Annotated in this window: 28 protein-coding genes; 18 read left to right on the top strand and 10 right to left on the bottom strand. The window is 72.3% G+C overall.

What is annotated here, in order from left to right:
- Window positions 1-13: 13 nt before the first annotated feature.
- The 3 genes from BLT76_RS15525 to BLT76_RS15515 are packed head-to-tail and all read left to right on the top strand — an operon-like array spanning window position 14 to window position 2,213.
- The gene (locus BLT76_RS15525) at window positions 14-832 is read left to right on the top strand and encodes a thioesterase family protein (protein ID WP_090857959.1); all 819 of its coding nucleotides are present in this window, start codon (window positions 14-16) and stop codon (window positions 830-832) included.
- A 32-nt stretch (window positions 833-864) separates the two neighbouring features.
- Window positions 865-1,671 (top strand): CPBP family intramembrane glutamic endopeptidase, encoded by an 807-nt coding sequence (locus BLT76_RS15520; protein ID WP_090857956.1) that lies wholly within the window; start codon window positions 865-867, stop codon window positions 1,669-1,671.
- Window positions 1,671-2,213, top strand: a complete 543-nt coding sequence (locus tag BLT76_RS15515) for a ribonuclease FAU-1 family protein (RefSeq protein WP_090857951.1) — start codon at window positions 1,671-1,673, stop codon at window positions 2,211-2,213. Before BLT76_RS15520 ends, BLT76_RS15515 begins: the two co-directional genes overlap by 1 nt.
- 20 nt (window positions 2,214-2,233) lie before the next feature.
- Here the strand turns inward: BLT76_RS15515 and BLT76_RS15510 are convergent, their stop codons facing one another.
- Both BLT76_RS15510 and BLT76_RS15505 read right to left on the bottom strand, forming a co-directional pair.
- Window positions 2,234-3,484: an HNH endonuclease signature motif containing protein gene (locus BLT76_RS15510; protein ID WP_090857948.1), complete on the bottom strand. Its 1,251-nt coding sequence runs from the start codon at window positions 3,482-3,484 to the stop codon at window positions 2,234-2,236.
- Between the two features lie 530 nt (window positions 3,485-4,014).
- The gene (locus tag BLT76_RS15505) at window positions 4,015-4,962 is read right to left on the bottom strand and encodes a hypothetical protein (RefSeq protein ID WP_090857945.1); all 948 of its coding nucleotides are present in this window, start codon (window positions 4,960-4,962) and stop codon (window positions 4,015-4,017) included.
- 24 nt (window positions 4,963-4,986) lie between these two features.
- On the opposite strand from BLT76_RS15505, the gene BLT76_RS26380 reads away from it, so the two are divergent.
- From BLT76_RS26380 to BLT76_RS15480, 5 genes are read left to right on the top strand one after another with little or no spacing between them, the layout of a single operon-like run.
- On the top strand, window positions 4,987-5,691 hold the full coding sequence (locus BLT76_RS26380) for a (deoxy)nucleoside triphosphate pyrophosphohydrolase (protein ID WP_244509426.1): 705 nt from the start codon (window positions 4,987-4,989) through the stop codon (window positions 5,689-5,691).
- A complete protein-coding gene (gene mshB / locus BLT76_RS15495; protein ID WP_090857942.1) occupies window positions 5,681-6,589 on the top strand; it encodes an N-acetyl-1-D-myo-inositol-2-amino-2-deoxy-alpha-D-glucopyranoside deacetylase in 909 nt (302 codons plus the stop codon). The genes BLT76_RS26380 and mshB overlap by 11 nt, the downstream gene beginning before the upstream one ends.
- 5 nt (window positions 6,590-6,594) lie before the next feature.
- Entirely contained in the window at window positions 6,595-6,960 is a 366-nt protein-coding gene (locus BLT76_RS15490; RefSeq protein WP_090857939.1) for a DUF6113 family protein, read from the top strand.
- On the top strand, window positions 6,957-8,693 hold the full coding sequence (locus tag BLT76_RS15485) for a VanW family protein (RefSeq protein ID WP_090857935.1): 1,737 nt from the start codon (window positions 6,957-6,959) through the stop codon (window positions 8,691-8,693). The genes BLT76_RS15490 and BLT76_RS15485 overlap by 4 nt, the downstream gene beginning before the upstream one ends.
- Before the next feature lie 29 nt (window positions 8,694-8,722).
- The gene (locus BLT76_RS15480; RefSeq protein ID WP_090857930.1) at window positions 8,723-9,532 is read left to right on the top strand and encodes an esterase/lipase family protein; all 810 of its coding nucleotides are present in this window, start codon (window positions 8,723-8,725) and stop codon (window positions 9,530-9,532) included.
- Window positions 9,533-9,539: 7 nt separating this feature from the next.
- Here BLT76_RS15480 and BLT76_RS15475 read toward each other — a convergent pair whose 3' ends face one another.
- Window positions 9,540-10,412 carry a GNAT family N-acetyltransferase gene (locus tag BLT76_RS15475; RefSeq protein ID WP_211752989.1) on the bottom strand — a complete coding sequence of 291 codons (873 nt, stop codon included), beginning with the start codon at window positions 10,410-10,412 and terminating at the stop codon, window positions 9,540-9,542.
- Window positions 10,413-10,510: 98 nt separating this feature from the next.
- Here BLT76_RS15475 and fdxA point away from each other — a divergent pair, with 98 nt between their 5' ends.
- Together fdxA and dapC are read left to right on the top strand one after the other, a co-directional pair.
- A complete protein-coding gene (fdxA, locus tag BLT76_RS15470; protein WP_090857924.1) occupies window positions 10,511-10,837 on the top strand; it encodes a ferredoxin in 327 nt (108 codons plus the stop codon).
- Window positions 10,838-10,842: 5 nt separating this feature from the next.
- Window positions 10,843-11,946, top strand: coding sequence for a succinyldiaminopimelate transaminase (gene dapC, locus BLT76_RS15465; protein WP_090857921.1), 1,104 nt, complete (start codon window positions 10,843-10,845; stop codon window positions 11,944-11,946).
- A 21-nt stretch (window positions 11,947-11,967) separates the two neighbouring features.
- On the opposite strand, the gene BLT76_RS15460 is transcribed toward dapC, so the two are convergent.
- The 3 genes from BLT76_RS15460 to dapD form a co-directional block, all read right to left on the bottom strand.
- Entirely contained in the window at window positions 11,968-12,147 is a 180-nt protein-coding gene (locus BLT76_RS15460; RefSeq protein ID WP_090857918.1) for a DUF5999 family protein, read from the bottom strand.
- Window positions 12,148-12,263: 116 nt separating this feature from the next.
- Window positions 12,264-13,238: a VldE C-terminal domain-containing protein gene (locus tag BLT76_RS15455; RefSeq protein ID WP_090857915.1), complete on the bottom strand. Its 975-nt coding sequence runs from the start codon at window positions 13,236-13,238 to the stop codon at window positions 12,264-12,266.
- Between the two features lie 55 nt (window positions 13,239-13,293).
- Window positions 13,294-14,235: a 2,3,4,5-tetrahydropyridine-2,6-dicarboxylate N-succinyltransferase gene (dapD, locus tag BLT76_RS15450; RefSeq protein WP_090857911.1), complete on the bottom strand. Its 942-nt coding sequence runs from the start codon at window positions 14,233-14,235 to the stop codon at window positions 13,294-13,296.
- A gap of 35 nt (window positions 14,236-14,270) precedes the next feature.
- Here dapD and BLT76_RS15445 point away from each other — a divergent pair, with 35 nt between their 5' ends.
- Window positions 14,271-14,615: a DNA polymerase ligase N-terminal domain-containing protein gene (locus BLT76_RS15445; protein ID WP_090857908.1), complete on the top strand. Its 345-nt coding sequence runs from the start codon at window positions 14,271-14,273 to the stop codon at window positions 14,613-14,615.
- 15 nt (window positions 14,616-14,630) lie between these two features.
- Here the strand turns inward: BLT76_RS15445 and BLT76_RS15440 are convergent, their stop codons facing one another.
- Both BLT76_RS15440 and BLT76_RS15435 read right to left on the bottom strand, forming a co-directional pair.
- Window positions 14,631-15,266 carry a PepSY domain-containing protein gene (locus BLT76_RS15440; protein WP_090857905.1) on the bottom strand — a complete coding sequence of 212 codons (636 nt, stop codon included), beginning with the start codon at window positions 15,264-15,266 and terminating at the stop codon, window positions 14,631-14,633.
- A gap of 95 nt (window positions 15,267-15,361) precedes the next feature.
- A complete protein-coding gene (locus BLT76_RS15435; RefSeq protein ID WP_090857902.1) occupies window positions 15,362-15,904 on the bottom strand; it encodes a DinB family protein in 543 nt (180 codons plus the stop codon).
- Between the two features lie 25 nt (window positions 15,905-15,929).
- Here BLT76_RS15435 and BLT76_RS25750 point away from each other — a divergent pair, with 25 nt between their 5' ends.
- Together BLT76_RS25750 and ileS are read left to right on the top strand one after the other, a co-directional pair.
- A complete protein-coding gene (locus BLT76_RS25750) occupies window positions 15,930-16,073 on the top strand; it encodes a hypothetical protein (protein ID WP_170867085.1) in 144 nt (47 codons plus the stop codon).
- A 259-nt stretch (window positions 16,074-16,332) separates the two neighbouring features.
- The gene (ileS, locus tag BLT76_RS15430) at window positions 16,333-19,548 is read left to right on the top strand and encodes an isoleucine--tRNA ligase (RefSeq protein ID WP_090858415.1); all 3,216 of its coding nucleotides are present in this window, start codon (window positions 16,333-16,335) and stop codon (window positions 19,546-19,548) included.
- A 42-nt stretch (window positions 19,549-19,590) separates the two neighbouring features.
- Here the strand turns inward: ileS and BLT76_RS15425 are convergent, their stop codons facing one another.
- On the bottom strand, window positions 19,591-20,259 hold the full coding sequence (locus BLT76_RS15425) for a hypothetical protein (protein WP_090857899.1): 669 nt from the start codon (window positions 20,257-20,259) through the stop codon (window positions 19,591-19,593).
- Window positions 20,260-20,372: 113 nt separating this feature from the next.
- Window positions 20,373-21,218 (bottom strand): LLM class F420-dependent oxidoreductase, encoded by an 846-nt coding sequence (locus BLT76_RS15420; RefSeq protein WP_090857895.1) that lies wholly within the window; start codon window positions 21,216-21,218, stop codon window positions 20,373-20,375.
- 164 nt (window positions 21,219-21,382) lie between these two features.
- Between BLT76_RS15420 and dapE the strand changes: the two genes are divergently transcribed.
- The 5 genes from dapE to BLT76_RS15395 are packed head-to-tail and all read left to right on the top strand — an operon-like array spanning window position 21,383 to window position 24,773.
- The gene (gene dapE / locus BLT76_RS15415) at window positions 21,383-22,453 is read left to right on the top strand and encodes a succinyl-diaminopimelate desuccinylase (protein ID WP_090857892.1); all 1,071 of its coding nucleotides are present in this window, start codon (window positions 21,383-21,385) and stop codon (window positions 22,451-22,453) included.
- 4 nt (window positions 22,454-22,457) lie between these two features.
- Window positions 22,458-23,204 (top strand): LOG family protein, encoded by a 747-nt coding sequence (locus BLT76_RS15410; RefSeq protein WP_090857888.1) that lies wholly within the window; start codon window positions 22,458-22,460, stop codon window positions 23,202-23,204.
- Window positions 23,204-23,551, top strand: a complete 348-nt coding sequence (locus BLT76_RS15405) for a DivIVA domain-containing protein (protein ID WP_090857885.1) — start codon at window positions 23,204-23,206, stop codon at window positions 23,549-23,551. The genes BLT76_RS15410 and BLT76_RS15405 overlap by 1 nt, the downstream gene beginning before the upstream one ends.
- A 15-nt stretch (window positions 23,552-23,566) precedes the next feature.
- Entirely contained in the window at window positions 23,567-23,998 is a 432-nt protein-coding gene (locus BLT76_RS15400) for a hypothetical protein (RefSeq protein WP_090857883.1), read from the top strand.
- A gap of 7 nt (window positions 23,999-24,005) precedes the next feature.
- The gene (locus BLT76_RS15395; protein WP_170867084.1) at window positions 24,006-24,773 is read left to right on the top strand and encodes a M14 family zinc carboxypeptidase; all 768 of its coding nucleotides are present in this window, start codon (window positions 24,006-24,008) and stop codon (window positions 24,771-24,773) included.
- The last annotated feature ends 1 nt before the right edge of the window (window position 24,774 follow it).

Here is a 24,774-nt window from a genome sequence, read left to right as displayed (position 1 = left end):
TACCTTGCCCGTCATGGACGCCGAGGGCTTCGAGTTCGACCGACAGATCGCCGTGACCGCCGAAGGGGAGGGCCGGTACGCCGCCGAGATCGACCCGGGCTGGGTGGTCGGCGGCGGGGTGAACGGCGGCTACCTGCTCGCCGTGATCGGCAATGCGGTCCGCGCGTCGCTGCCGGCCAAGCCGGACCCGGTCGCGGTCAGCGCCTACTACCTCTCCGCGACCCGGCCGGGCCCGGCGGAGGTCGCGGTCGACGTACGGCGCGAGGGCGGCCGGGTCGCCACCGTCGCCGCCGACCTGGTCCAGGGGGACGAGAGCCGGATCACCGTGCTGGCGACGTACGGCGACCTCGACCGCTTCGGCGACGACGTGCGGACCACGGCCGTGGAGCCGGACCTGCCGCCGCTCGAGGAGTGCGTGCGCGGCAGCGACGCCCCGCCCGAGGTGCTGGAGCTCGCGCCGATGATGGGCCGCTTCGACATGCGCTTCCACCCCGACGACGTCGGCTGGGCGGTCGGGAAGCCCAGCGGGCAGGGCGTGATGCGCGCGTGGTTCCGATTGAACGACGACCGCGAGCCGGACCCGGTGTCGCTGCTGATGGTCGTCGACGCGCTCCCGCCCGTCACGTTCAACCTGGGCCTGATGGGCTGGGCGCCGACCCTCGAGCTGAGCGCCCACGTGCGCGCCCGCCCGGCCCCCGGCTGGCTGAAGGTGCGCCACGAGACGCGCAACCTGGCCGGCGGGATGTTCGAGGAGGACTGCGAGGTCTGGGACTCCACCGGCCGCCTGGTCGCCCAGTCGCGCCAGCTGGCGCTGCAGCCGCGGACTGCTTGACCGCGCCTCTCCGTGGTCGGAAGGATCGGTACATGCGCCGCTTCTTCGCCCGACCGGCCGCCTGGAAGGCGCTCGTCCTCGTCGTCACCTACCTCGTCCTCTACCTGGCCGTCGGGCAGGTGGTCGGTCTGCTCTTCGGTGACGAGATCGACACCGACAACGTCTTGGGTACGACGGGCAGCATCTTCTTCGGCCTGGTGCTGCCGATCGCGATCGGCGCGACCTCGCTCGTAGGTCTCTCGGCCGCCCTCGGCTGGCTGCGCGCCCTCTTCGGCCGCCAGCCGGGCCGCGGTCGGCCCTGGATGTGGATCGGCCCGGTCCTGGTCCTCGGCGCCGTCGTCGGTCACCTGGGCTCGGCCGACTGGGACGTATGGACGACCGAGGAGATCCTGCTGATCCTGGGCCTCGGTCTCTGCATCGGCGTGGCCGAGGAGCTCGCCACCCGGGGCCTGGCTGTGAAGATCCTGCGCGACGCCGGCCACCGCGAGCGCTTCGTGATGGTCGTGTCCTCGCTGCTGTTCGCGCTGATGCACCTGGTCAACCTGCTGTCCGGGATGAAGGTCAGCACGGTGGCGGTCACGGTCGTCTACACCTTCGCCTTCGGCACCTGCATGTACCTCGCCATGCGCGTCACCGGCTCCCTCTGGGCCGCGATCCTGCTCCACGCCGCCACCGACCCCAGCACCTTCCTCGCCTCGGGCGGCCTCGACGAGGCCGTCACCGACCAGACCGGCGGTTGGTCGCTCCTCGCCGCGCTGATGACGATCCTGATGATCGTCTTCGCCCTGGTCGCCGTCGTCCTGGTGCGCGACGACCGTCCGGCCGCTGCGCAGGTCTGATGGACGCCTGCGCGCCGGGCACGGTCGTCGAGCGCCGCGAGGTGCTGCACGGGCAGGTCTGGCTCTCGACGCCGGTCACCGTGGTCGACGACGACGGCGAGACGCTCGCCGTGCTCCTCGTCCCGGGAGCGCCGATGACCTACCCCGACCACCCCTTCGGTCCGCACCCGTGGGCGGGCGTCGACACCTGGGGCGGCACCACCGTGCTGCAGCTCCACCGGGCGGACGACTGGTACGCCGTGTGGCGGATGTTCGAGGGCGACCGCGACCTCGGCTGGTACGTGAACTTCGAGGCGCCGATCCGCCGCGGCCACGCCCGGTTCGAGACCCTCGACTACGGCCTCGACCTCGTGATCCCGCCAGACGGCCCCTGGACCTGGAAGGACGTCGATGACCCGGACGAGCTCGTCCGCGAGGGGCGGATCACCCGGGAGGTCGCCGACGAGCTGCGCACCCGGGCCGCCGCCTTGGCCCAGGACCTCGACGCCGGGCGTCGCTGGTGGGCGGGTTGGGACAGGTGGACGCCGGAGGCGCGCCCGTAGCCCTGAGGGGCCGGTGGCCGTCAGGGCTGCGGGGTTGTGCCGGTGTGGTCGCGTCGGAAGATCAGACCGTTCGGGCTGCGCCAGATGAAGGTGGTGTCGTCGACCTTGTCGTAGCGCCACCTGGTGTGTGTCTTGGCGCGGTGATGTCGTCGGCAGAGGGGTGCGATGTTGCAGTCGCACGTAGCGCCGCCCCTGGATGCTGGGTCGCCGTGGTCGTGGTCGCAGGACCTGGCCCGGCGCCGGCACCAGGGGAAGACGCAGGAGTGCTGAAGGAGGACTTGGCGTTCTTTGAGCCGGTCGGGGACTTCGTAGGCGTCGACGTGGACGTGGCCGGTGAGGTCGATGACGGGCTTGATGACGACCTGACTGTCGCTGCTCTGGCACCAGCCCTTGACCTGCTCGACCGAGATCAGCGATCGGGTGTTCTCGACGCGGGCGATGGCGGCGTCGGCGAGGTGGACGTGGACGACGACCTGGCGGGGGCGTTTGCGGTCGGGCTCGGGTTCGGCGTTGAGGTCGAGGGTGAGTTGGCGTCGGGCGAGGTCACCGACGGCGATGGAGCGCCGCGCGTCGAGGGACAGCGCGTCGGCGATGGTGGCGAGGTGGGTCGCACCCCGGGCGATGGCGTCTTCCAGGTCGAGTGCGTCGACGAGGTCGAGGGTGCCGCGGACTTCGACGTGGCCGTCGTAGGAGACCTGCTGGGTCTCGATGTCGAAGTGCCGCACCTCTGCCGCATCACGCGCCCGTTGAGCAGCTGCCTCGGGGTCGAAGCGGACCCGGGCTTCTTCGATGGTCCGGTCGAGTTGGGCGATGGAGATCTTGTGCGCGGTGGCGGCGACGTGGGTGTCGACGAACTCCGCACCGTCCTCGGGGAGGTCGATGGTCTCGGCGGCGATGCGGCGGGCCTTCCAGACCGGGAGGTCCAACGATTGGACGCGTTCGTAGACCCTGGGGAGGCGGTGGGCGAGCTCGACGGCGTGGCCGAGGTAGATCCGCCCGGAGTCGGACGACAGGCCAAGTACGGCGGAGAACTCGAGGACGCTGAACTCCGCGATCAACGGCGCACCGGGGCCGGCGATGGCCATCTCGTCCTCGCAACCAGGGATCCACACCGCGGCCGCATCCTGCAGAGAGTCGGTGGAGTGCATCCCGGCCCAGGTGACCGCGGCGGCGAGCTGGTCGGCCTCGGCCTGCAACTGGACGGTGCGTCGGGCGCGGACGAAGGCGAGCACCGCGGGTGCGGTGTCGCAGTCGTCGAGGTCCCGAGTCATGCCTCGATTCTAATCGAACAGGTTATCGAATGCGAGGGTTGTTCACAGCCTTGTTCGAACGGTCGACCCGAAGGGACCGAGAGCCAGAAAGCAGCCTCGTGATGGCCCTTGATCACCGCGGACGACGAGCCCCTTCTTTCTGTAAAAAGTCTTCGAACCGGCCTGGTGCACCGAGCAGACGCCACGGCAGGAACCGACCCCACGCGAGGTCGCTTGCTGGCTGCGGGGGTCTCGACGGGCGTTCGGGACTTCGTCCTTCACTGCTCGACCACCGGAGGCGGCAGGGGTCGATTCGCGCGAGGTCGCTTGTTGGCTGCGGGGGTCTCGACGGGCGTTCAGGACTTCGTCCTTCACTGCTCGACCACCGGGGGCACGATCGACTCGAACGAGGTCAGTGGCAGGGCTGCGGGGGTCTCGACGGACGCTCGACCGCTAGCGCGGCCTCGCTGCTCGACCACCGGCGAGGGCCACCGGCGGCGACCACCGGCGAGGGCCACCGGCGAAGGCATCGGCCGGAGGCCGCCGAGCAGTCAGTCGAAGGCGCGTCGAGGCATGGCGAAGACCCACCGCCGTCGTGGGTGCTCGGAGACCGACCAGAGCAGGTCGCGGTCGGGCATCCACGAGAGGTCCTCGGGGCCCATCGGGGCGGCCCAGCGGTGCCGGCGCAGCGCGCCGGGCGCGCCGGCGTACACGGAGCCGGGCATCCACGGGCCGTGCGAGCGGGTGAGGTAGTGCCGCCCGCCGACGACCACGACGCCCTGGGTGCGTACGACGGCGCCCTCGTCCGCCACCAGCGGGTACGACGCCCCGTCGTCCCCGGTCGCCAGCAGCCGGGTGGCCGGGTCGATGTCGTAGCGGGCGATCCGGCGGGTCTGCGACGAGCTCCCGTACTCGCCGACCACCAGCGCGGGTCCAGCCGGGTCGTAGGAGCAGAAGGAGTACCGCAGCTTCTCGGTGCCCGAGGCGGTGACCGCCCGGTAGGAGGACCGCACGGGCAGCACCAGCTCGTGTCCGAGCACCCCGCCGGGAACGCGGGCGAGGTCGGCCAGCCGGCAGGTCAGCAGCCCGCGTCCGGTCGCGGCGACGTGCAGGAACCCGCCGTGCCAGGCGAGCCCGCCCGCATGGGCGTGGACCGGCTCGAGGGAAGGCGTCACCAGCAGCACGTGGCGGTAGCGGCGCGAGTCGAGGTCGAGGAAGGTCACCCGCGCACCGTGGGAGGCCTTCGAGTACCAACTGATGGCCAGCACCCGGCCGGTCCCGGGCACGTCCTCCCAGGTGATCCCCTGGGGCCACCAGTGCGGGTCACGGCGGTCCGCCGCGTCCCACGTCAGCGCCCGTCGTACGGCGAGGCCGGGGGCCAGCGTGCGTCGGGCCCGCCGGTCCAGGGCGCCCAGGAGGCCGTCCAGCCCGACCTGCTCGCCGACCGGCGTGAGGTCCTCGTCGGTGCGGACGAGGTGCACACCCGGGAGCGACGACATGCCACGCAACGTAGCCTCACGCCCGTGAAGCAGGTGGTCGGTGCCGCGATCGTGCGCGGGGGGAAGGTGCTCGCGACCCGTCGTACGACGCCGCCGGAGCTGGCCGGCCGCTGGGAGCTCCCGGGCGGCAAGGTCGAGCCGGGGGAGTCGCCGTCGGACGCGCTGGAGCGCGAGATCGCCGAGGAGCTGGACTGCACCGTCGAGGTGACGGGATGGCTCAGCGGGACGACGCGGATCAGCGACACTCATGAGCTGCGGGTGGCGACCGCCCGGCTCCGGGGCGGCGGCGAGCCCGACCCGACCGAGCACGACCAGGTCCGGTGGCTCGGGCCCGACGAGCTGGGCGACGTCGACTGGTTGGAGCCCGACCGCCCGTTCCTCGGCGAGATCGAGCACGTCCTCCGAGCGACGCCCGGCACCGGCCTGCGGGTCATCGTCTTCGAGGAGGACGACGCGGAGGCGGTGGCCGCCCGCCTGCGCGCCGAGGGGTACGACGCCTGGGTGGTCCGCGAGCGCCTCGCGGGCGAGGACGACGACGAGGACCATCCCTGGGCGGTGCTGTCGGACGCGCCCGAGATGCTGCTGGAGCTGCTGGTCGACGAGCACGACGGCTGGCTGGACCGCGAGGAACAGACCGGGCCGGCCGGGGGTTCGACAGCGAGGAGCCCGCTCGAGCTCCCGACCCAGCCGCGCCGCATCAAAAACCTAGGATCGCCCCATGACCGCTGACCAGCGCCTCCTCCTCGTGCACGCCCACCCCGACGACGAGGTGATCGGCAACGGCGCGACGATGGCGAAGTACGTCGCCGAGGGCCGCGGGGTCACCCTCGTCACCTGCACGGCCGGCGAGATGGGCGAGATCCTGGTCCCGGAGCTGGAGCACCTCGCCGCCGACCGCGACGACCAGCTGGGCGAGCACCGTCGCGGCGAGCTGGCCAACGCGATGAAGGCGCTCGGCGTGAGCGACCACCGCTTCCTCGGCGGCTTCGGCGCCTACCGCGACTCGGGCATGAAGTGGCACGAGGACGGCCACGCGATCGCCGCCGACGAGACCGACCCGCGAGCCTTCGCGAACGCCGACCTGACCGAGGCCTCCGCCCACCTGGTGGCGATCATCCGCGAGCTCCGCCCGCAGGTGCTGGTGACGTACGACGAGTTCGGCGGCTACGGCCACCCCGACCACATCCAGGCCCACCGGGTCGCCACGTACGGCGCCGCGCTGGCCGCGGTCCCGTCGTACCGCCCGGACCTCGGGGAGGCCTGGGACGTCGCGAAGATCTACTGGGGCGCGATGTCTGAGAGCCGGATGCGGGCCAGCCTGCGGGCGCTGCGCGAGGCCGGCGACACCACGACCTTCGAGGGCATGGACCCCGACGGCCCGCTCCCGCACTTCATCACCGCCGACGAGAACCTCGCGGCGGTCGTGGTGGCCGACGACTACGTCGACGCGAAGATGGCGGCGATGAAGGCGCACGCCAGCCAGATCACCCTGGACGGCCCGTTCTTCGCGCTGAGCAACAACCAGGGCAGCAGCGTGTGGGGCCACGAGTTCTACCGGATCGCCAAGGGCGAGCGCGGCGAGCTGGGCGAGGACGGTCTCGAGACCGACCTCTTCGCCGGTCTGTAGGCCGCGTGCGGGTCCTGGTCCGGCTGGTCTCCCTGGCCGGGTGCCTCCTGGTCGGCGCCGCCACCGGCCTGGCGTCCGTGGCGCTGCACCAGCTCTGGTGGGGCCTGGTCCTCGGGGTGCTCGCGCCGGCCGCGGCCCTGGTCGCGCTGCCGCCGGGCTGGACGTCCCGGCTGCCCTTCGCGCTGGGCTGGATCGCGATGGTCGGCTACCTCACCGTGCCGCGTCCGGAGGGCGACTTCGTGATCGGCAACGGCCTCGCCGGCTACGTGCTCCTCGCCGCCGCGATGGCCTTCCTGGTCGCGGGCCTGGTGACCCTCCCGCGGCGGGGGGCGCCGGAGCGCGCCGACCCGGAACCTAGGATGACCGCGTGAAGAACAAGAGCGAGCGGGCCGGCGGCAGGGCTGTCGTCCTGGTGGTGCTCGCTCTGGCGCTGTTGGTCGCGGGCGGCTGGGGAGCGGCGTACGCCGTCGCGGGGGACAAGGTCCCGCGCGGTACGACGGTCGCCGGGGTCGACGTCGGCGGTCGCACGCAGGCCGACGCGGTCCGGGCGCTCGAGGACGGTCTCGCCGAGCGGCTCGACCAGCCGATCGCGGTCACGGTCGGCGACACGACCGAGGACGTGACCCCCGCCGACGCCGGGCTCTCGGTCGACCTCGACGCCTCCGTGGAGGCGGCGGGTGGCGGCCGGAGCTGGAAGCCCGGCCGGCTCTGGGACTACTTCACCGGTGGCGAGGACCTCGACCCGATCGTCCAGGTCGACGACGCCACGATGGGCGAGCTGCTGGACCGCCTCGGGGCCGAGGCCGGGACGCTCCCGAAGGACGGCGGCCTGAGCTTCGAGGGCTCCGGGGTGACCCCCATCGATCCCGAGGTCGGGGAGGCCATCGACCCCGACGTGGCGGCCGAGGCCATCACCGCCGCCTACCTCGCCGACGAGCCGACGGTCGAGCTGGAACTCGTCGAGGCGCAGCCCGACATCGACGACGCCGACGTGCAGGCCGCGCTCGACGACTTCGCCAACCCCGCTCTCTCCGGGCCGGTGACCCTGGTCTTCGGCGACTCGCCGGTGCGGCTCGCGCCGCGCGACTTCAGCGCGGCCCTCGGGGTGAGGGCCGAGGGGGGCGTGCTGGTCCCCGACATCGACGAGAAGGCGCTCACGGCCCTGGTCGACGACGGGATCGCCGAGCGGGGCGCCCCGGTCGACGCGACCGTCGTCCTGCGCAACGGCAAGCCGAAGGTGGTGCCGGCCAAGCCGGGTGTCACCTACGAGCCGGCCGACGTCGCCGCGGCCTTCCTCGCGCTGCTGACCAAGCCCGAGGGCGAGCGCCAGCAGGAGGTCGAGGCGACGGTCGACGAGCCGGAGTTCTCGACCAAGGACGCCCGGCAGCTGCGGATCCGCGAGAAGGTCTCGACCTTCACCACCTACTACCCGCCGGCGTCGTACCGCGACACCAACATCGGCCGGGCCGCCGAGCTGGTCGACGGCACCGTCCTGAAGCCGGGCGAGACGTTCTCGCTCAACGACATCGTCGGGGAGCGCACGGTCGAGAACGGCTTCACCACCGGCACGATCATCAGCAACGGCATCTTCAAGGAGGACCTCGGCGGCGGGGTCTCCCAGATGGCCACCACGACCTTCAACGCGGCGTTCTTCGCCGGGCTGAAGGACGTCGAGCACAAGCCCCACTCGGTCTACATCGACCGCTACCCGGTCGGTCGCGAGGCCACCGTCGCCTGGGGCGCGGTCGACCTCCGGTTCACCAACGACACGCCGTACGGCGTCCTCATCCACGCGAACGTCATCCCGAGCGCCGGCCGCTCGCAGGGCACGGTCACCGTCAGCATGTGGTCGACCAAGGTCTGGGACATCACCACGACGACCTCCGGCCGCTACAACACCACCGCGCCCAAGACCCGCACCCTGACGACCCCCGACTGCCTGCCGAACAACGGCTACTCCGGCTTCGACGTCGATGTGAAGCGGTTCTTCGCCAAGCCCGGCTCCGACACGGTCGAGAAGACCGAGAACTTCCACACGACCTACATCCCCAGCGACACGGTCGTGTGCAAGAAGCCCGGCGAGGACGAGAAGCCCGAGCAGTAACGACCGTCACACCGGCTCGTTGGGCCGGTATGCGTCGAGTGCTCATCGCCGCCCTCTCGGGCCTGTTCCTGACCCTGCTCGCCCCCGTGGCCGGCCCCGCCCAGGCGGCGCCCACGCTGCCGCCGTTCGCCGTGGACCCGCCGGGCGCCAACGACTGGTCCTGTCGGCCGAGTGCCGCCCACCCGGTGCCGGTCGTGCTCGTGCACGGCACCTTCGGCGACCGACAGCACCTGCTGGAGCCGCTCTCCGCCACGCTCGCGGGCCGCGGCTGGTGCGTCTTCTCCCTCGACTACGGCAACCGCGGCACCGGCGACGTCGCGGCTTCCGCCGCCGAGCTGAAGCGGTACGTCGACCGCGTGCTCGCCGCCACCGGCGCGGCCCGGGTCTCGCTCGTCGGCCACTCGCAGGGCGGGATGATGCCGCGCTACTTCATCAAGAACCTCGGCGGCGCCGCGGTCGTCGACGACCTGGTCGGCCTGGCGCCGTCCAACCACGGCACCACCCTCGTCCCGCAGGGCTGGTCGGTGCCGTTCTGCGTCGCCTGCGACCAGCAGGCCGCCGGCTCCCCGTTCCTCACCGCGCTGAACGCGGGCGACGAGACCCCCGGCGACGTGAGCTACACCCAGGTCACCACCCGGTACGACGAGGTCGTCGTCCCGCACACCTCGGGCCACCTCGCGGCCGGTCCGCAGGTCACCAACCTGACCGTCCAGGACGCCTGCCCGCTGGACCTCTCCGAGCACGTGCTGATCCCCACCAGCCGGGCCTCGATCGCCTGGACCGTCGACGCGCTCAGCCACCCCGGGCCGGCCGACCCGGCCCTCGACCCCTGCCCGTGAGGGCCGCTCAGCGCGAGGGCGCCAGGTAGCGGTAGCGGTGGTGCTCGGTGAACCCGAGCCCGTCGTACAGCGCGAGGGCGGGGGCGTTGTCACCCAGCACCTGCAGGTACGCCGTCGTCGCGCCCTGCTCGGCGCCCCACTCCAGCAGCGCGGCCATCACCTGCAGGCCCAGCCCGCGGCGCCGGTGCTCGGGCGCGACGGCGATGGCCCGGAAGCCGACCCAGTCGCGGTCGACGGAGGCGACGCCCGACGCGCGGTCGCCGATCCTGGCGACCGCGTGGGCGCCGTCCCCGATCACCTCGACGGCCTCGACGTCCACGCCCGCCAGGGACCGCGAGGCCCGGGCCACCCCGGTGACCTGGAAGACCGTGTCGGCGTCACCGCTCTCCGGGCCCCAGCCGTGGCCGCGGAAGAGCGCGTCCTCCGGCGAGTCCGGGAGTACGGCGGCGATCGGCCGGCCGGTGCGCCCGGCGTACCACTCAAGGACCCGCTCGTAGTCGCCGTCGGCCCCGGACGGCTCGAAGGCCAGCACGGAGTTGGCCCGGCGGGCGGTCTCGCCGGGGGAGTGTCGCAGCACCCAGGCGCCCAGGGGCTCGGTCTCGAGGTCGGTCCACAGGGCCATCGACCGGACCTGGGCCTCCCGGGGCGACGCCCGGTGGCGGACTGACGGGCGGGGCGGAACCGGCTTGCCGGAGACGACGTCCGCGAGGGGGATCTCGACCGGGGCGCCGCCCTCCGGCAGCACCGTGCAGGTGGTCGGTCCCCAGGCGGTGCAGGTGCCGAGCAGGTCGGTGAACGCCGGTCCTCCGGTCGGTCCCGTCTCCCCGCGGACGAGTCGCCGGACCACGATCCGCTGGCCCACGACGTGCGGACCAAGCATGTGCTTGGTCACATGCTGACGTCGATCATCGTTCTGCACCCCCGGGATACTAGGCTGGGGTCGAGCAGTTGCTCCCACCAGCATTTCAGGAGGACCCGGTGACGTACGTCATCTCTCAGCCCTGTGTCGATGTCAAGGACCGTGCCTGCGTCGACGAGTGCCCCGTCGACTGCATCTACGAGGGCAAGCGGATGCTGTACATCCACCCGGACGAGTGCGTCGACTGCGGCGCCTGCGAGCCGGTCTGCCCCGTCGAGGCGATCTTCTACGAGGACGACGTCCCGGAGGAGAACAAGGACTACTACGACGCCAACGTGAAGTTCTTCGACGACCTGGGCTCCCCGGGCGGCGCCGCCAAGATGGGCGAGATCGACCACGACCACCCGATGATCGCTGCGCTCCCGCCGCAGAACCAGGACCACTGACCCGGATGCAGCGGGGGGCCGTCTCCGCACGGCTCCCCGACTTCCCGTGGGACCACCTGACGGCGTACGCCGAGCAGGCCCGTGCGCACCCCGACGGGGTCGTCGACCTCTCGGTCGGGACGCCCGTCGACCCGACCCCCGAGGTCGCGCAGCACGCCCTGCGTGAGGCGGCCGACAGTCCCGGCTACCCCGTCACCATCGGTCGCGCCGACCTGCGCCAGGCCTGCATCGACTGGCTGGAGCGCCGGCACGGCGTGACGGGCCTGGGCCTCGACCGGGTGCTCCCCGTGATCGGCTCCAAGGAGCTGATCGGCTCGATGGCCGTCCACCTCGGGATCGGTCCGGGCGACCTGATCGCCTACCCCGAGCTGGCCTACCCGACCTACGAGGTCGGGGCGGCGCTGGCCGGTGCCCGGGCCGTCGCGACCGACTCGCTGACGTCGTTCGGCCCCGAGGTCCCGGCCCTGCTGTGGCTGAACTCGCCCTCGAACCCCACCGGTCGGGTCCTGCCGCCGGAGCACCTGCGCAAGGTCGTCGACTGGTGCCGCGAGCGCGGCACGATCCTGGTCTCCGACGAGTGCTACCTGGAGTGCGCCTGGGAGGCGTCCCCGGTCTCGGTCCTGCACCCCGACATCAGTGGCGGCTCGCACGACGGCATCCTCGCGGTCCACTCGCTCTCCAAGCGCTCCAACCTCGCGGGCTACCGCTGTGCCTTCGTGGCCGGCGACCCGACGCTGGTCGGGGAGCTGCTCGCCGTACGCAAGAACCTCGGCCTGCAGATGCCCGGCCCCCAGCAGGTCGCGATGAAGGCCGCGCTCGACGACGACGACCACGCGCTGGAGCAGCACGGCCGGTACGCCGCCCGCCGCGCCCGGCTGCGCGCGGCGCTCGAGGGCGCCGGCTTCCGGGTCGACCACTCCGAGGCGTCGCTCTACCTCTGGTCCACGCGCGACGAGGACTGCTGGACCACCGTCGCCGCGCTGGCCGGGCAGGGCATCCTGGTCGCGCCGGGCTCGTTCTACGGGACCGCGGGCGCACGCCACGTGCGGGTGGCGTTCACCGCCACCGACGAGCGCGTCGACGCGGCGGTCGCCCGGCTCGCTCGGTAGGGCCGGGGCGGCCGGGAGGGCTCAGGCGGAGACCGGAAGCGTCAGGTCGTGGCCGTCGGGCGTCAGGTAGTGACCGTCGTCGAACAGCACGATGCCGTTGCACAGCCGGCACCAGCCCTGGTCCATGCGGTCGGCCACGACGTGGGCGCTGCAGCGGTCGGCGGCATCGGTGGTCGGGCAGCTCGGGGTGTGAGTACACATCAGCGTGTCCTCCGGAGTGTGGGGGTGGGTTCTTCTATGGAACGCCATCGGCAGCCGGGGCGCTGCTCTTTGGATTTCCCTGTGGAGAACCTCCATGAACGCCGGTCTGGACCGGATCAATCGAAGACGTCCACGTGCACGTGGTCGCGGTGCTCCAGGATCGCCGGGTCGCCGGCGCGGTCCGGTGCGTCGTAGTCACGCCAGCCGTCGTCGGACCGGCGTGCGCTCCAGATCTTGGCGTCGAAGATGACCGTCTGGATATCCAGCCGCTCGGCCTGGGCGACGAGGTAGTGCGCCACCGCCCAGCCCCGGACGTTCGTGGTGTCGTTGACCGGCCGGAAGAAGATGTCGACGGCACGACCCTCGTAGTGGGCGGAGCCCTCCATGTGCCCGGTCGACACCCCGCCCGGCTCGAAGCCGCCCAGGGACAGGTCACCGAAGACGGCCAGCGCCTCACGCCGTACGACGTCCGCGCGGCGGACCAGGCCGCTGTCGCTCAGCCCGTCCGGGGCCGCGGCGGCGTCGCCCTCGACCCGGCAGGTGAAGGCGGCGGGGGAGTTGCCGGTCAGGGCCGACGCGAGCACCCGCGCGTCGGCCTCGTGGTCGGCGTACGCGTCGGGGAAGGCCGAGCGCTGGACGGTCTGCGCGGCGACCGTGACCTCCATCGAGCGATAGCCGTCGACCTTCTCCAGGGCGTCGTAGAAGGCGTTGGTCGCGTAGACCGGGTCGAGGACCTCCTCCTCGGTGCCCCAGCCCTGCGACGGCCGCTGCTGGAAGAGTCCGAGGGAGTCGGCGTCGCCGTACTCGAGGTTGACGATCTTGGACTCCTGGTACGCCGTGGCCAGCGCGATCGTCGCGGCTCGCGCGGGCAGCCCCCGGCTCACCGCGATCGCGGTGATGAGCGCGGCGTTCTCGGCCTGCTCGGGGTCCAGGGTGACGGTGGTGCCGTCGACCGTCGCGGTGCACTGCTCCGGCGGGGCGAAGGGGCTGATGTCGCGGAGCCGGTCGATCCCGACGGTGATGGCGACGGCCCCCAGCGCGGCGACGCCGAGCAGCGCCACCCCCGTCCGCACCTTCCCTAGACCTGGCATGGTGCCAGTGTCCGGACGGGGTGAAATCCTCTCAGCGGGCTCTCAGCTCTGGTGCTCAGTTGGCGTGGAGGGCAGCGTTGAGGGCGACGCCCTCGGACTTCCACGGGACGGCCTCGATCGCGCCCGTCACCGAGTTGCGGCGGAAGAGCACGTTGCTCGCACCCGACAGCTCCAGCGCCTTGACGACCTGGGGCTTGCCGTCCAGGTCCGTGATGGTGACCTTGGTGCCGGCGGTCACATAGGTGCCGGCCTCGACCACGCAGTCGTCGCCGAGCGAGATGCCGAGCCCGGAGTTGGCGCCGAGCAGGCAGCGCTCGCCGATCGAGATGACCTGCTTCCCGCCGCCCGAGAGGGTGCCCATGATCGAGGCGCCGCCGCCGACGTCGGAGCCGTCCCCGACCACGACGCCGCCGGAGATCCGGCCCTCGACCATCGAGGTGCCGAGCGTGCCGGCGTTGAAGTTCACGAAGCCCTCGTGCATGACGGTGGTGCCGGCGGCCAGGTGGGCGCCGAGGCGGACCCGGTCGGCGTCACCGATGCGCACGCCGGAGGGGACGACGTAGTCGACCATCCGCGGGAACTTGTCGACGCCGAAGACCGTGACGTGCTGCCCGGCCGCGCGCAGCCGGGCGCGGGTGAGCTCGAAGCCCTCGACCGCGCACGGGCCGGCGGAGGTCCACACGACGTTGGTGAGCAGGCCGAAGACGCCGTCGAGCGAGAGGCCGTGCGGCTGGACGAGCCGGGTGCTGAGCAGGTGCAGGCGCAGCCAGGCGTCCTCGGTCGAGGCCGGGGCGGCGGCCAGGTCGGCGATCTCCACCAGCGTCACCTGGCGCTCGACCCGCCGGACGGTGTCGGTGCCCTCGAGCGCGACCAGGTCCTTCGGCGGCGCGGCGTCGGCGGGCTTCTCGCCCAGCGCGGGCTCGGGGAACCAGGTGTCGAGGACGGTCTCGTCGGCGGCGTACGTCGTCAGGCCGTAGCCCCAGGCAGCGGTGGTCACGGGCGTCCACCCTACGGGGTTCCTAGAGTGGGGAGATGCCGCGTCCGGTCTTCGTCCTGCACGACCACCGCAAGCCCCGGCCGCACGTCGACCTCCGGCTGGAGGAGGACGGCGTGCTCCGGTCCTGGGCGGTCCCGAAGGGGCTCCCGACCGACGTCCGGCACGACCGGCTCGCGGTCGCCGTGGACGACCACGACCTCGACCACGCGTCGTACACCGACGAGCACAAGTCGATCGCCGACCACGGGTGGTGGGAGCTGGAGGACCGGACGGAGCGCCGGTTCCTGTTCGTGCTGCACGGGGAGACCGGCAGCCGGCGCTACGCCCTGATCCAGACGGGCGCGGACTGGCTGCTCCACCTCACGAAGGAGCAGCCCTAGTCCGTCCGCTCCTGGTCAGTCGTCCTGCTCGGTCCGCAGCACCTCGCCGGTGGCGGCGTCGACGACGACCGTCTGCTCGGTGGCGGTGTCCTCGTCGAGCTGGACCTCCCAGACCGCCGTACCGGCGCTGAGGTCGAGGTCGAGCCCGGTGACCGTGCCGGACGGTACGGCGCCCCGCGCCGCCTCGACCGCGCCCGCGGGGTCGACGGTCGCGTCGGCCAGCAGCTGCTCGCGCTCGGCCCGGTCGTCGGTGTCGTCCGCGTCGTCGCGGTCCTCGACCGGCTCGCGGGTCACGCTGGAGCCGTCGGCGGCGAGGGCCAGGTCGAAGCTGGTCGCGTCGGCGTCCACGACGTCCGCCTCCCAGCCGCCGGCCTCCAGGTCGAGGGTGAACAGGGTCCCGCCCGGGACGGCGCCGGCGGCGGTCGCCGCCGCGGCCAGGACGGTGCTGTCGTCGCCGGCGGGGGCGTCGGCCGGGGCCGAGGACGCGCCGTCGGACGGCGTGGCGGGCGCGGAGGACGCCGGGGTCTGCTCGGCCGCCTGCTCGGCCCGGTCCTCGGCCCGGTCGTCCGCGTCGTCGTCACCCCCGCAGGCGACGAGCGCCAGGGCGAGGGGGAGGGAGAGGGCGGCGAAGGCGGTACGGCGGGTGTTCACGGGAGGTCTCCTCGGTCGGTGGACGGTACGGGTCCACCGTGCGTCGGCCCGCGCTAACCGCACGCGAACCGACCCTCAAGGCGAGGCAAAGAGGGCTACTGACCCGTCCGTCCGTCGACGCACTCGCGCAGCAGGTCGGCGTGGCCGCAGTGCCGGGCGTACTCCTCGATCATGTGCACCACCAGGTCGCGGACGCTCACGGTGCCCTCGTCGCCGGGCATCGAGAGCTCGCGGCCGAGGTCGGCCTCGGGCACGCCCGCGAACCACTCCTCGGCCTTCGCGACCTCTCGCCGCCAGGTGGCGAAGGCGTCGTCCACGCACTCCTGCGTCGGCTCGGCGCCGGTGAAGTCGTGGTCGCGGTCCTCGGCGGTCCGGTAGAGCCGGTCGTCACCGGTGGCCTGCGCGACCCGCTGGAACCAGCTGTGCTCGACCGCGGCCAGGTGCCGGACCAGCCCGAGCAGGCTCATCGTGCTCGGTGGCACGCTGCGGGCGGCCAGCTGCTCCGGGCTCAGCCCGTCGCACTTCAGCCCGAGGGTGAGCCGGTAGTTGGCGAGGTACTCGACGTAGGTCGCCTTCTCGCCGTGCGGGTTGCCGTAGGTGCGGGGGTCCTCGGTCTCGGGCAGCCAGAGGTCGCTCATCACCCCACCAGACCAGCAACGGCCGGTGGACGGCAACCGGGTTCTGTCGGTGCCCGCCGACGGCGAGTGGTCGCTGCTCGCCCGCGTCGACGACGACCACCCGACGGCCGAGGTCGAGCTGGCCGGGGTGAGCGTGCCGATCGACCTGCACCAGATCCTGCGCGCCTGAACCGATTGGCGGCCGCACCCGGGCCCGCCGTACGATTTGTGCACAGGCGCTCGAGCCGTCATCAGCGGTGAGCCTCCGGAAGAACGCCCCCGGTGACACGAGGGTCAGTAGAACCGGACGGGTAGGCCCGTCACAGCCGTGAACGAAGCGGTCCGTCGGCAGACGGGCAAGCGAGGTGGTACCGCGGCACTGTGCGTGAGCAGAGCGTCGTCCTCGTGGCCAGCAGCCCGAGCCCGACGTACCGCAGGAGATGCCGCTCATGACCTATCCGAAGGTCTCCACCGACGCCACGGGCTCCGTCCCGTCGAGCCCGCGCTTCCCCGACGTCGAGGAGCGGGTGCTGGCCTACTGGGCCGCCGACGGCACCTTCCAGGCGAGCATCGACCAGCGCGACCCCGGCGCCGACGGCTCCAACGAGTTCGTCTTCTACGACGGCCCGCCGTTCGCGAACGGCCTGCCGCACTACGGCCACCTGCTCACCGGCTACGTCAAGGACCTGGTCCCGCGCTACCAGACCATGCGCGGCAAGCGGGTCGAGCGGCGCTTCGGCTGGGACACCCACGGACTGCCCGCCGAGCTCGAGGCGATGCGCCTCAACGGCATCAAGACCACCGACGAGATCGTCGAGATGGGCATCGACAAGTTCAACGACGCCTGCCGCGAGTCGGTGATGAAGTACACCGGCGAGTGGCGCGACTACGTCACCCGCCAGGCGCGCTGGGTCGACTTTGACAACGACTACCGCACGATGAACGCCGACTACATGGAGTCGGTCATCTGGGCGTTCAAGGGCCTGCACGACAAGGGCCTCGTCTACGAGGGCTTCCGGGTGCTGCCCTACTGCTGGAACGACGAGACGCCGCTGTCCAACCACGAGCTGCGGATGGACGACGACGTCTACCAGATGCGGCAGGACCCCGCCGTCACCGTCGGGTACGACGTCACCTCCGACGGCCCGCTGCAGGGCGTCAAGCTGCTCGTCTGGACGACCACGCCCTGGACCCTGCCGAGCAACCTCGCGGTCATGGTCGGCGCCGACATCGACTACGTCGTGGTGGTCCACGAGGGCACCCGCTACCTGCTGGCCGAGGCGCGGCTGGCGTCGTACGCCCGGGAGCTCGGCGACGAGCCCGAGGTCGTGTCGCGGCACGTCGGCGCCGATCTCGTCGGGCTGACCTACACGCCGCCGTTCAGCTACTACCTGGGTCACGAGAACGCCTTCCGTGTGGTCGCGGCCGAGTTCGTCACGACCACCGACGGCACCGGGCTCGTGCACACCGCCGGCGCCTTCGGTGAGGACGACAAGGTGGTCACCGACCGCGAGGGCATCGAGGCGGTGATGCCGGTCGGCAAGGACGGGAGGTTCACGTTCCCGGTCACCGACTACGAGGGCCTGCAGGTCTTCGACGCCAACCTGCCGATCATCGACGACCTCAAGGCCGTCACCCGTGGCGAGGCCGGCGGCTCGGTCACGCCCGGCACCGTGCTGCTGCGCCGCGAGACCTACGACCACTCCTACCCGCACTGCTGGCGCTGCCGCGAGCCCCTGATCTACAAGGGCGTCTCGTCGTGGTTCGTCGAGGTGACCGCGATCAAGGAGCGGATGCTGGAGCTCAACCAGCAGATCCGCTGGGTCCCCGACCACATCCAGGACGGCCAGTTCGGCCGCTGGCTGGAGAACGCCCGCGACTGGTCGATCACCCGCAACCGGTTCTGGGGCTCCCCGGTGCCGGTGTGGAAGAGCGACGACCCGACGTACCCGCGCCTGGACGTCTACGGCTCGTTCGAGGAGATCGAGCGCGACTTCGGCCGGCTGCCGCGCAACGCCGCCGGCAAGCGCGACCTGCACCGGCCGTGGGTCGACGAGCTCACCCGGCCGAACCCGGACGACCCGACCGGTCGCTCGACCATGCGGCGGGTCACCGACGTGCTCGACGTGTGGTTCGACTCGGGCTCGATGTCGTATGCCCAGGTGCACTACCCGTTCGAGAACGCGGAGTGGTTCGACGGCACGGCGGAGAAGAAGGGCCACTTCCCGGGCGACTTCATCGTCGAGTACATCGGCCAGACCCGCGGCTGGTTCTACACGCTGCACATCCTGGCCACCGCGCTGTTCGACAAGCCGGCCTTCGAGGCCTGCATCAGCCACGGCATCGTGCTCGGCTCCGACGGCAACAAGATGTCGAAGTCGCTGCGCAACTACCCCGACGTCAGCGAGGTCTTCGACCGCGACGGCGCCGACGCCATGCGCTGGTTCCTGATGTCCTCGCCGATCCTGCGCGGCGGCAACCTGGTCGTCACCGAGCAGGGCATCCGCGACTCGGTCCGCCAGGTGCTGATGCCCCTGTGGAACAGCTGGTACTTCTTCCAGCTCTACGCCAACGCCGCCGCCGGTGGTCAGGGGCACGACGCCGCCGCGCGCACCGACTCGACGGACCCGCTGGACCGCTACCTGCTCGCCAAGGCCCGCCAGTACGTCGAGCAGATGACCGCCACGCTCGACGACTACGCCGTCGCCGACGCCTGCGACGTCACGCGCTCGTTCCTCGACGTGCTGACCAACTGGTACATCCGGCGCTCCCGCGACCGGTTCTGGGGAGACAGCGCGGACGCGTTCGACACGCTGTACACGGTGCTGGAGATCGTCTGCCGCACCACCGCGCCGCTGCTCCCGCTCACCACCGAGGAGGTCTGGCGCGGCCTGACCGGCGAGCGGTCGGTCCACCTGACCGACTGGCCGTCCGCCGACGAGCTGCCGGCCGACGACGCCCTGGTGGCGGCCATGGACCAGGTGCGCGACGTCTGCTCGGCGACCTCCGCGCTCCGCAAGGCCGCGGGTCACCGGAACCGGCTGCCGCTGGCGACCCTGACCGTGGTGGTCGACGACCCCGCCGCGCTGGCCGGGTTCGAGGGCATCGTCCGCGACGAGGTCAACGTGAAGGACGTCCGGCTGCTGGCGGCCGACGCGTCCGAGGCGGCGTCGTACGGCGTCTCGCAGCGGCTGTCCGTCAACGCCCGCGCAGCGGGTCCGCGCCTCGGCCGCGAGGTGCAGGTCGCGATCAAGGGCTCGAAGTCCGGCGACTGGTCGGTGGCCGAGGACGGCACCGTCACCGCCGGTGGCCTGGTGCTGGAGGAGGGCGAGTACACCCTCGAGACCGTCGCCGGTGCTGCCGACGAGACCACCGCGGTCGGGATGCTCCCGCGCGGCGGCTTCGTCGTCCTCGACACGGCGGTCACCCCGGAGCTGGCCGCCGAGGGCCTGGCCCGCGACCTGATCCGCCAGGTCCAGCAGGCCCGGCGCGACGCCGGCCTCGAGGTCTCGGACCGGATCGCGCTGACCGTCGCCGGCTCGGCGGAGGTCCAGGCCGCCGCCCGCACCCATGAGCAGCTGATCACTAGCGAGACCCTCGCGACGTCGTACGACGTGGTGGCCGGTGGGGGCGCCGAGCCGACGGTCGAGGTCACGAAGGCCTGACGAGGTCCGGGTCAGCACCCCCGGTGCTGACCCGGACCCTCCTCAGCGGACGCGCAGCGCGGTGATGGTCGGGCTGCCGACCCGGATGCTCTCTCCGGGCATCTCGGTGCAACGGATCGAGACCGGCGTGGCGTCGGTGCTGACGACGACCTGCTGCAGGGTGAGCGACTCGGTCTCGCCCGGCGTCCCGTTGGCGGCGAGCGGTGTACGCGCCTCGGCGAGCACCGAGTCGCCGCGGACCAGGCCGCAGCGGTCGGTGAGCGCGAGGGCCGGGCCGTCGAAGTTGTCGACCGAGAGGGTTCCGACGACCAGCCAGGTGCCGGAGCCGATCGGGGTGGCGGCGACGGCGGCACAGTCGTCGAGCCCCGTGTCGCTGCAGGTCCCGAGGTTGTGGTCAGGGGCATCGTGGACCCGGACCTCGTTCAGGACGGCGGGAGCCAGTCGGTCGGGGCCCAGGCTCCCGGCCTTCACATCGATGCCGGTCAGCGAGCCGTCCTTCACGTCGACGCCGGTCACGCTGCCGTTCTTGACGTCGACGCCGGTCGCGCTGCCGTTCTTCAGGTCGACCGAGGTGATGGTGCCGTTCTTGATCTGCTTGCCGGTGATCAGCTTGGCCGCCGTCGCCCCGCCGGCCAGGCCGACGACGAGCAGCAGGGTCGCCAGCAGCAGGGCCAGGGGAGCGGTGATCAGGCGGGGAGTGTTGCGGGACATGGGGGGAATCCTCCGAGTCGGGCGGGTCGCGACGGTCGCGACCTCATCCCTCGACGCTCCCGCGACCGGCACCCCCCGGGCATGAGGGAGGAACCCCCAAAGGTCGGAGGGGGTCAGCCCAGGCCGAGCCGTCCCGCCAGGCGGTCGAGCGAGCCCACGACCTCGTCGGGGGACTTGTCGGGGACGCCCCAGATGAGCTCGGACACGCCGGCCTCGGCCCAGGCGGCGAGGTCGGCCGGGTCGGGCTTGAAGGCGATGAGGACCCGGATGTCGGGGATCCCGTCGCGACCGGCCTCGGTCCAGGCCGTCTTCAGTGCCTCGATCTGGCCGCTGATGTCGGTCTGGGTGGGGGTGGTCATCCAGCCGTCGGCGTTCTCGGCGATCCACCGGAACGTCTTCGGCCCGCCGCCGGCGCCGATGATCAGCGGGATGTGGGCGGCCGGCTTGGGGTAGGCCCAGGACGGCCCGAAGGAGACGAACTCCCCGTCGTACGACGCCTCCTCCTGCGTCCACAGGGCACGCATCGCCTCGACGTACTCCTTCAGCACCGTCCGGCGCTTCGCCGCCGGGACGTGGTGGTCGGCCAGCTCGTCGGTGTTCCAGCCGAACCCCGCGCCGATCGAGACCCGGCCGCCGGAGAGGTGGTCGAGCGTGGCGATCGACTTGGCGAGGGTGATCGGGTCGGACTCGACCGGCAGCGCGACGGCGGTCGAGAGCCCGATCCGCGTCGTGACCGCGGCGGCGGTCGCGAGCGACACCCACGGGTCGAGGGTGCGCAGGTAGCGGTCGTCGGGCAGCGACTCGTCGCCGGTGCCGGGGTGCGCGGCGGTCCGCTTGACCGGGATGTGGGTGTGCTCGGGCACGTAGAGCGTGTCGAACCCGCGGTCCTCGGCCGCCGTCGCGAGGGCGGCCGGCGTGATGCCGCGGTCGGAGGTGAAGAGCACGATCCCGTTGCGCATGGCTGCACACTAGAACCGGTTCTAGTGACGCGGAAGCGCAGTCCCGCTCAGGCGCATCGCCGTGATCGGGACGACCCACCCGGCACCTCGCCGGCCCCAGGAACGGCGCGATTGCGCCGGTAGGTGGACCCAGGCCGCGCTGGCCCGCCTGCTTGGATAGCCCCATGACGACCCTCGACCTCACCGCCGACGCCGTCACCCTGACCCGCCAGCTCGTCGACCTCGAGTCGGTCAGCAAGGACGAGCAGGCGATCGCGGACGCCGTCGAGGCCGCCCTGCGCGCGCTCCCGCACCTCACGGTGACCCGACGCGGGCACACGGTGGTCGCCCGCACCGACCTGGGTCGTGACGAGCGGGTCGTGATCGCCGGCCACCTCGACACGGTGCCCGTCAACGACAACCTGCCGAGCCGCCTCGACGAGGAGGCCGGGATCCTGCACGGCCTCGGCACCTGCGACATGAAGGGCGGCGACGCGGTCATCCTGCGCCTCGCCGCCACGGTCCCCGAGCCGGTTCGCGACGTCACCTTCATCCTCTACGAGGGCGAGGAGATCGAGGCCGAGTTCAACGGCCTCAGGCACCTCGCGGAGAGCGACCCCGAGCTGATGGCGGCGGACTTCGCGATCCTGATGGAGCCGTCCAACGCCGTCGTCGAGGCCGGCTGCCAGGGCACCCTCCGGGTCGAGGTCCGGACCACGGGGGAGCGCGCCCACTCCGCGCGCAGCTGGCGCGGCGTCAACGCGATCCACGGCGCCGCCGAGGTGCTGGCCCGGCTGAACTCCTACGAGGCACGCCAGCCGGTCATCGACGGGCTGGAGTACCACGAGGGCCTCAACGCCGTCTTCATCCGCGGCGGCGTGGCCGGCAACGTGCTGCCCGACGAGTGCGTCGTCGAGGTCAACTTCCGCTTCGCCCCCGACCGCAGCGAGGCCGAGGCCGAGGCGTTCGTCCGCGAGTTCTTCGCCGGGTACGACGTCCGCCTCACCGACACCGCCCCCGGAGCGCTGCCGGGCCTGGACCGGCCCGCCGCGCGGGCGTTCGTCGAGGCCGTCGGCGGCGAGGTGAACCCCAAGTTCGGCTGGACCGACGTCGCGCGGTTCACCGCCCTCGGGATCCCCGCGGTCAACTACGGACCGGGCGACCCGATGTTCGCCCACAAGCAGGACGAGCACGTGCCGGTCGAGCACGTCGAGCGCTGCGAGGCCCGCCTGCGGGCCTGGCTGGAAGGACGGTGACCCGGTGGTGAGGTCCAAGCGGAAGGGGCCGGTCCTGCAACGGCGCGACCAGGTCGAGTTCTCGACCACCGACCAGCGGCTGCTGGACTCCCGGGGCCCGGCCGACTGGGTGCACGCCGACCCGTGGCGGGTGCTGCGCATCCAGGCCGAGTTCGTCGAGGGCTTCGGCACGCTGGCCGAGCTCGGACCGGCGGTGGCCGTCTTCGGCTCCGCGCGCACCGAGCGCGAGCACCCGTCGTACGCCGCGGGGGAGGAAGCGGGCCGCAAGCTCGTCGAGGCCGGCTTCGCGGTGGTCACGGGCGGCGGTCCGGGGGCGATGGAGGCGGCCAACAAGGGCGCCTGCGAGGCCGACGGGCTCAGTGTCGGCCTCGGCATCGAGCTGCCCTTCGAGTCGGGCCTCAACGACTGGGTCGACGTCGGCATCAACTTCCGCTACTTCTTCGTCCGCAAGACGATGTTCGTGAAGTACACCCAGGGCTTCATCGTGCTCCCGGGCGGCGTCGGCACCCTCGACGAGCTGTTCGAGGCGATGACCCTGGTCCAGACCCAGAAGATCACCCGCTTCCCGATCGTGCTGCTCGGCACCGACTACTGGGGCGGCCTGATCGACTGGCTGCGCGGCACCGTGCTGGCCGAGGGGCGGATCTCGCAGTCCGACCTCGACGCGCTGCTGGTCACCGACGACATCGACGAGGCCGTCGCGCTGATGGTCGCCGCCCGGGACGAGCCGATCGGCGAGGACGCCCCGTGATGTGGCTCTTCGCGGTCCTGGTCGTCCTCGCCATGGGCGTCGTGGCCATGGTCGCCGCTGGCCGAGGCGCCCCCCTGGCGGAGGCGTACGACGACCGACTCGACGCGACCGTCCCCGCAGCCGGGCCGGTGAGCGCCGACGACCTGCGCCGGGTGCGGTTCCCGCTGGCGTTCCGCGGCTACCGGATGCAGGAGGTGGACGCGCTGCTCGACCGGCTCGCGGCCGAGCGCGAGGAGGCCGCCACCGTGGTCGCCGACGATGCTCCTGAGCCGATCCCGGGGCCGGCGTCCGAGCCGGCGCGGGAGTGGTCGCCGCCGCCCGTCGATGGCCCCCCGCCTCCGGCGTAGGGCAGACTGCCCGCCGTGTCACCCGAAGTCACCTACGCCGTCGTCGGCGTCCTGACCGGTCTCGCGGCCGTGGTCGTGGTCCTCACCCGGCTCCGCCTGCGCCGTGCTGAGGTCGCAGGCCGCCTCGAGGTCGGGCCTGCGCTGCTGAACCTGCACACCGGTGCGGGCGTGCTCGCGCTGGTCGCCTGGGTGGCGTTCCTGCTCGCTCCGGAGAGCCACCCGCTGGGCGGCAGCCTGGTCGGGCTGGCCGCCGTCGGGCTGTGGTGGCTCGTCGCGCTGGCCGGCCTGCTCATCCTGGTCCGCTGGCTGCCGAGCCGGGGGCGGCACGCCGCCGAGGAGCGCACCGACAGCTGGTCCTCGGGCCCGGGGCTGTCGGTCCTGGCCCATGTCGGCATGGTGGTCGGGGTGGGCGTGTTCACCTGGGCCTACCTCTTCCAGAAGGTGTGATCGGCGCATGACGCGACGTCTCGGGACCCTGCTCGCCTCGCTCGCCCTCGTGGTGGCGTTCGCCCCGGCCCCGCCGGCGGCGGCCGAGCCCACCGTGATCGACAAGGTGGTGATCGGCCGCTCGGTCCAGGACCGCCCGATCGTCGCCTACCACCTCGGCAAGCCGGGTCGGAAGGTCCCGACGGTCGTGCTGATCGCGACCATGCACGGCAACGAGGCGGCACCCCGCCAGATCCTGCAGGCGCTGGTCAAGGGTGAGCCGGTCCGCCGGCTCGACCTGTGGGTGGTGCCGACGTACAACCCCGACGGCCTCGCCGCCGGCACCCGCAAGAACGCCCGGGGGGTCGACCTCAACCGCAACTACCCCTACCGCTGGGCCGACCTGGACGGCGGCTACGAGTCGGGCCGCGGGCCCGCGTCCGAGCCGGAGACGAAGGCGATGATGGGCTTCCTCCGCGACGTGCGGCCCGACCACATCCTCAGCTTCCACCAGCCGCTGTACGGCGTCGACACGGACACCAAGAACAAGCCCCTCGCCCGCCGGGTGGCCCAGGTGCTGCGGCTGCCGGCCAAGACCTTCGACTGCGGCGGCGTCTGCCACGGGACGATGACGGGCTGGTACAACGACCGGTTCCGCGGCAATGCCCTCACCGTCGAGTACGGCGCCCGCCCGAGCAAGCGGCAGATGACCCGGGTCGCCCCGGAGCAGGTCCTCCGCGTCTTCCGCGCCTGGCGCGGCTACCGGACGGTCGAGGAGCGCCCCAACCGGGGCTGAA

The organism is Nocardioides lianchengensis (assembly GCF_900101465.1).
Lineage (GTDB): Bacteria > Actinomycetota > Actinomycetes > Propionibacteriales > Nocardioidaceae > Nocardioides > Nocardioides lianchengensis.
Note: the sequence above shows the minus strand (reverse complement) of the source record. Positions and strands in the feature narration are given on the sequence as shown.

Bases quoted from the DNA above. Each gene is read 5' to 3' on its own strand.
- BLT76_RS15425 (WP_090857899.1), bottom strand. From the start codon at position 20,259: ATGTCCCGCAACACTCCCCGCCTGATCACCGCTCCCCTGGCCCTGCTG.
- BLT76_RS15520 (WP_090857956.1), top strand. From the start codon at position 865: ATGCGCCGCTTCTTCGCCCGACCGGCCGCCTGGAAGGCGCTCGTCCTC.
- mshB (WP_090857942.1), top strand. From the start codon at position 5,681: ATGACCGCTGACCAGCGCCTCCTCCTCGTGCACGCCCACCCCGACGAC.
- BLT76_RS15405 (WP_090857885.1), top strand. From the start codon at position 23,204: ATGTGGCTCTTCGCGGTCCTGGTCGTCCTCGCCATGGGCGTCGTGGCC.
- BLT76_RS15475 (WP_211752989.1), bottom strand. From the start codon at position 10,412: ATGCTTGGTCCGCACGTCGTGGGCCAGCGGATCGTGGTCCGGCGACTC.
- BLT76_RS15435 (WP_090857902.1), bottom strand. From the start codon at position 15,904: ATGAGCGACCTCTGGCTGCCCGAGACCGAGGACCCCCGCACCTACGGC.
- dapC (WP_090857921.1), top strand. From the start codon at position 10,843: ATGCAGCGGGGGGCCGTCTCCGCACGGCTCCCCGACTTCCCGTGGGAC.
- BLT76_RS15515 (WP_090857951.1), top strand. From the start codon at position 1,671: ATGGACGCCTGCGCGCCGGGCACGGTCGTCGAGCGCCGCGAGGTGCTG.
- BLT76_RS15395 (WP_170867084.1), top strand. From the start codon at position 24,006: ATGACGCGACGTCTCGGGACCCTGCTCGCCTCGCTCGCCCTCGTGGTG.
- BLT76_RS15510 (WP_090857948.1), bottom strand. From the start codon at position 3,484: ATGACTCGGGACCTCGACGACTGCGACACCGCACCCGCGGTGCTCGCC.
- ileS (WP_090858415.1), top strand. From the start codon at position 16,333: ATGACCTATCCGAAGGTCTCCACCGACGCCACGGGCTCCGTCCCGTCG.
- dapE (WP_090857892.1), top strand. From the start codon at position 21,383: ATGACGACCCTCGACCTCACCGCCGACGCCGTCACCCTGACCCGCCAG.
- BLT76_RS15445 (WP_090857908.1), top strand. From the start codon at position 14,271: ATGCCGCGTCCGGTCTTCGTCCTGCACGACCACCGCAAGCCCCGGCCG.
- BLT76_RS15480 (WP_090857930.1), top strand. From the start codon at position 8,723: ATGCGTCGAGTGCTCATCGCCGCCCTCTCGGGCCTGTTCCTGACCCTG.
- BLT76_RS15505 (WP_090857945.1), bottom strand. From the start codon at position 4,962: ATGTCGTCGCTCCCGGGTGTGCACCTCGTCCGCACCGACGAGGACCTC.
- BLT76_RS15420 (WP_090857895.1), bottom strand. From the start codon at position 21,218: ATGCGCAACGGGATCGTGCTCTTCACCTCCGACCGCGGCATCACGCCG.
- BLT76_RS15525 (WP_090857959.1), top strand. From the start codon at position 14: ATGGACGCCGAGGGCTTCGAGTTCGACCGACAGATCGCCGTGACCGCC.
- BLT76_RS15460 (WP_090857918.1), bottom strand. From the start codon at position 12,147: ATGTGTACTCACACCCCGAGCTGCCCGACCACCGATGCCGCCGACCGC.
- BLT76_RS15455 (WP_090857915.1), bottom strand. From the start codon at position 13,238: ATGCCAGGTCTAGGGAAGGTGCGGACGGGGGTGGCGCTGCTCGGCGTC.